Source organism: uncultured Candidatus Kuenenia sp. (assembly GCF_900696675.1).
GTDB lineage: Bacteria > Planctomycetota > Brocadiia > Brocadiales > Brocadiaceae > Kuenenia > Kuenenia stuttgartiensis_A.
Genome location: NZ_CAADGZ010000199.1, coordinates 1 through 3,972 on the forward strand (window position 1 = coordinate 1; position 3,972 = coordinate 3,972).

Consider the following 3,972-nt stretch of genomic DNA (forward strand, 5'->3'; position numbering starts at 1 on the left):
TATTGATAGGGCCTGGTGGCACGAGCAAACGGGTTTGCCAGTGCCATTCTTATAAAACTCACATTTTGTGTAACAATTTAGTTTTTTGAAAAAGTAGGGGCGAAGCATTTGCCAGTTTAGGTATGAACGCATTTATGACAATTTATATCAAATGCTTCGCCCCTACTTTAATTTAACCTTCATTTTTTAACGGGAGCACGAATATGTCACTTAGCACAATATTAATCGGAGCTCTGATTCTGATCATTTTGGGTGTAATCCCAACATGGCCATATAGCCGGTCGTGGGGTTATAAACCCGGCTTTGTTTTTGGGATAGTGCTGATTATCGTACTGATCCTGATCTTGTTGGGCAGGAGCTAATCGCAAGAGGAGATTGAAAATAAGACGGTGAATCCTGGAAAAACTATCACCAAGTGGCTGTGAAAGGCCACGCTTTGTAACGACCATTTTAAAGAAAGGAATATCCTATGGAAACGAAAGACGCGTATAAGCAAAAGATGGAGAAGCAACTGCAAGAGTCGAAAGCTCAGATTGACCTATTAGCTGCGAAGGCCGAGAACGCAGAGGCAGACGTGAAGCTCAGGTATGCCCAGGAACTCGATAAATTGCGCGACAAACAGCGTATCGCTTCTGAAAAGCTGAAGGCGGTGGAGGAAGCCGGTGATGATGCGTGGGAGAAGGTCAAAGATACCACGGACAAGGTTTTGGATGATCTTCAGGCTGGTGTAGCCCACGTAGTTTCCTATTTCAAGTAAAGTAATGGTCGCGCGTAGGGCTTAGTTTATAAGGTTGGGTCGGGGAACTAAACCCAACATACATGGTTGAAGTATAAGTTTCCTGAATAAACAATCTGAAAAATCTACATCGACGTACAATTCAGAAAGGAGGAAAAGAAAGATGAAGGCAATTGATTATTTGAAATATTTGAAAGGAGGGCATTTTAAGAAAAAGATATTACTTATTGCAATTGTTCTGGGGATGACGACCGTTCTGGTACAATGTGATTTGGTTTATCATTCTCAAAGATGGCCTGAAAACGAAAGGAAAACCGAGGATCGAATGTTTTTGCTTCAGCAGACGATTGGCAATGGGTTGGGATCTGGTGAATTAACCCCTAACGAGGCGCAGACTTTTCTGATAAAACTTGATAATCTCCGCAGGGACTATACGGTGCTGAGAGAAAGAAAGACCACGCAGAAGGAATGGGATCCCATTATCACGAAACTGGAAGAGCTGGATGGGGAAATCAAGAAGGTGCGTGCCTATCCTTCAAGAATCGATGAGACACAATTCTCGGATCGAATGTTTTTGCTTCAACAGACGATTGGCAATGGGTTGGGATCTGGTGAATTAACCCCTAACGAATCTCAGGCTTTTCTGACAAAACTTGATAATCTCCGAAGGGATTATACGGTGCTGAGGGAAAGAAAGACCACGCAGAAGGAATGGGATCCCCTTATCGCGACACTGAACGAGCTGGAAGAGGAGGTCAAGAAGGTGCGTGCCTATCCTTCAAGAATAGATGAGACAAGGCTTGAGGATTGGATGATCGTGCTCCAGAGGAAGATTGACGATGGGATGCTGATCGGAAGATTGCCGCGTGTCCGGGGAAGGGAATTCCAATTGAGATTAGATGAAGTCCGAAGGGAATTTTTGCAACGGATAAAAGACCAACCCCTTACCTCCGATGAAAAAGGCGAAATTTCAGGACGCCTTGATACACTTGAAAGTGATATAAACAATTTTTGGTAAAATCGTAGCCCATGAGTTAGGGAAATCCCGGCAGATTCCCGTTTATATGGTTTGTATTTAATAAAGGAGATATAAATGATGAAATTTGGTAAGAATGTAATGGTAGCGTTAGCAATAAGCGCTTTGCTTGCAGGGTTGGCCGGCTGCCAGAAAAAAGAGGGTTCGGTGGAGAGCGCAGGCAAGGAATTGGATAAGGCCTTAGAAAAAGCCGGGCAACAGGTCGAAAAGGCTGGTGAGAAAATTCAGGACGCTGCAAAATAATACTACAAATGCGTTTTGGATAATTGAAAACGTGAGGTTATAAGGTTAAGCGGTTGAGAAGTTGGGAGTGTATATATTAAATCCCAACTTCTCTCCTTTCATTATTTTCATGAAAGGAAAGGAAACGAAAATGAAAATGAAAAGTTTTATTGCAAGTCTTATATTTATAGTAATATTTGTTTTGAGCGGAAACGTTTTTTCTGAAGAAAATAAACGAGCCGAGATCCGAGAGCCAGCCGAAGTTGCTAAGGACAACAGCCTGGAAAAACAAGACAATGAAAAGGTTCAGAAGGTAAAATATGTAATAGATTTTTCGAATTATTCAGGCGGTACTGTCCGTAAATGGTTGGAATCGAAGGGGCTTTATTGTGAGGGTGCCGCTAAGTATCATCCGGAAATCGGATTATCTATTCAGGATGGAATGTTGTTTATTAAAACAAAGCAACCCGTCAGAGGTTTTCTTGTTTTTAAGGATATCATTATTCCGGAAGTTTCTAAAGTGCGCATTGAATGGGGAATTATTAAATACCCGAAGGATGCTAACTTTGAGAGCGGAAATAGGAATCAGGCTTTGGGTTTATATATATTTTTTGGTCCAGAAAAATTGTCCAGTGGGTATTTTATGATACCGGATTTACCTTATTTCATAAGCCTGTTTCTCGGAGAAGCTGACGAAATTAACATACCTTACAAAGGGAGATATTTTCACTCCGGTGGGCGTTTTGTTTGTGTAGGAAACCCGGAACCTGAAGAAACGGTAATTTCAGAGTTTGAATTGACGAGTGCGTTTCAAACATATTACGAAAAAGAGGCTCCCGCAATAACTGCTTTATGTCTTGAGGTTGACACTACTACAACGGAGGGTGGAGGAAAAGCCGAGGCTTATATTAAACGCATTGAATTCCTCGAATAAACAACATGCGCGAGACTATACATTGACTGCGAGAAAACAGAAAAGATCGCTGTGTAAATAGAGGATGTTGTCTCAAACAAGTGTACTCCCAATAAAACGCCAGACAGAAAAACTAATGGTGCGCTGCACCAGAAAGGACGTAAAAGTATGAAAAAGATTGAATTTGTGGTAGCAATATTTGTCCCTCTGCTTTTATGGTCTTATAGAGGGACACTTCCCATATTTTTTGACATGCACTTTAAGGTGTGATATTTTCCTCTGTATGCCCTGTATGCCAAAAAATAGCAAGAGTATGCGCAAGGAAAAAGAATCGGGTGTAAATTAAATATGGGAAGTGTCCCTCTATTTCGACCTATGAATGAAGTTTACTTGTGAATTATAAATCTACCGTTAAAGGGGCGAACTTCACGTGTTACCTGTTCGAATAAGGCATCTTCGGCAATATCCATATCATACCGGCTTTGCAGGTTCATCCAATAGCGCGGGCTTTGACCAAAATAGCGCCCTAAACGCAAGGCAAGCTCTGCAGTTACCGGACGTTTGCTATGTACCACATGATTGATCCTCATGGCAGGCACACCTAAATCCTGTGATAGCCGGTATTGTGATATTTTTAATTCATCGAGTAATTCTTTCAGATATACCCCAGGGTGAACTGGAGTAATACGACGTTTAGCCATTATGTAACCTCCTTAATGATAATCAACAATTTCGACCTCTTCTGCGTTACCATTACGCCACTCAAAACAAATACGCCATCTATCATTGATTCGAATGCTATACTGCTCCTTACGTTCGCCCTTTAACGCCTCAAACCGGTTTGATGGTGGCAGGTGCAAATCTTTAAGATGGATGGCTGCATCAATCGCATTGAGCTTTGCAAATGCGCGCATTTGCATATCACGAGGAAACCTTCGTACTACTATCCATCAATTTCTTGTTTTTTATGCGTGTTTTTCATGCCGCCATTTCCGTAAGTGCTTTAATATCAAGGGCTGAAGCGGTCATCAGTGAACAAGAGAACTTCTGGCCTTTCTCCGTCAA

The 3,972-nt window shown here is 41.8% G+C and carries 6 protein-coding genes; 4 read left to right on the top strand and 2 right to left on the bottom strand.

Translation table 11 applies throughout. The annotated features are described in order from the left end of the window. Positions 1-469: 469 nt before the first annotated feature. The 4 genes from QZT26_RS16705 (at position 470) to QZT26_RS16720 (ending at position 2,928) form a co-directional block, all read left to right on the top strand. Positions 470-757, top strand: coding sequence for a hypothetical protein (locus tag QZT26_RS16705; protein ID WP_295103754.1), 288 nt, complete (start codon positions 470-472; stop codon positions 755-757). A gap of 142 nt (positions 758-899) precedes the next feature. After that, the gene (locus QZT26_RS16710) at positions 900-1,754 is read left to right on the top strand and encodes a hypothetical protein (RefSeq protein WP_295103758.1); all 855 of its coding nucleotides are present in this window, start codon (positions 900-902) and stop codon (positions 1,752-1,754) included. 75 nt (positions 1,755-1,829) lie between these two features. After that, positions 1,830-2,015 (top strand): hypothetical protein, encoded by a 186-nt coding sequence (locus tag QZT26_RS16715; protein ID WP_295103760.1) that lies wholly within the window; start codon positions 1,830-1,832, stop codon positions 2,013-2,015. A 130-nt stretch (positions 2,016-2,145) separates the two neighbouring features. Then, on the top strand, positions 2,146-2,928 hold the full coding sequence (locus QZT26_RS16720; protein ID WP_295103762.1) for a hypothetical protein: 783 nt from the start codon (positions 2,146-2,148) through the stop codon (positions 2,926-2,928). A gap of 365 nt (positions 2,929-3,293) precedes the next feature. Here the strand turns inward: QZT26_RS16720 and QZT26_RS16725 are convergent, their stop codons facing one another. Together QZT26_RS16725 and QZT26_RS16730 are read right to left on the bottom strand one after the other, a co-directional pair. Beyond that, entirely contained in the window at positions 3,294-3,608 is a 315-nt protein-coding gene (locus QZT26_RS16725; protein WP_099324422.1) for a HigA family addiction module antitoxin, read from the bottom strand. Positions 3,609-3,620: 12 nt separating this feature from the next. After that, the gene (locus QZT26_RS16730) at positions 3,621-3,827 is read right to left on the bottom strand and encodes a type II toxin-antitoxin system RelE/ParE family toxin (protein ID WP_099324421.1); all 207 of its coding nucleotides are present in this window, start codon (positions 3,825-3,827) and stop codon (positions 3,621-3,623) included. Positions 3,828-3,972: the final 145 nt, after the last annotated feature.

Excerpts from the sequence above, each read along its gene's own strand:
- QZT26_RS16705 (WP_295103754.1), top strand. The coding sequence starts at position 470 with ATGGAAACGAAAGACGCGTATAAGCAAAAGATGGAGAAGCAACTGCAA.
- QZT26_RS16715 (WP_295103760.1), top strand. The coding sequence starts at position 1,830 with ATGATGAAATTTGGTAAGAATGTAATGGTAGCGTTAGCAATAAGCGCT.
- QZT26_RS16720 (WP_295103762.1), top strand. The coding sequence starts at position 2,146 with ATGAAAATGAAAAGTTTTATTGCAAGTCTTATATTTATAGTAATATTT.
- QZT26_RS16710 (WP_295103758.1), top strand. The coding sequence starts at position 900 with ATGAAGGCAATTGATTATTTGAAATATTTGAAAGGAGGGCATTTTAAG.
- QZT26_RS16725 (WP_099324422.1), bottom strand. The coding sequence starts at position 3,608 with ATGGCTAAACGTCGTATTACTCCAGTTCACCCTGGGGTATATCTGAAA.
- QZT26_RS16730 (WP_099324421.1), bottom strand. The coding sequence starts at position 3,827 with ATGCAAATGCGCGCATTTGCAAAGCTCAATGCGATTGATGCAGCCATC.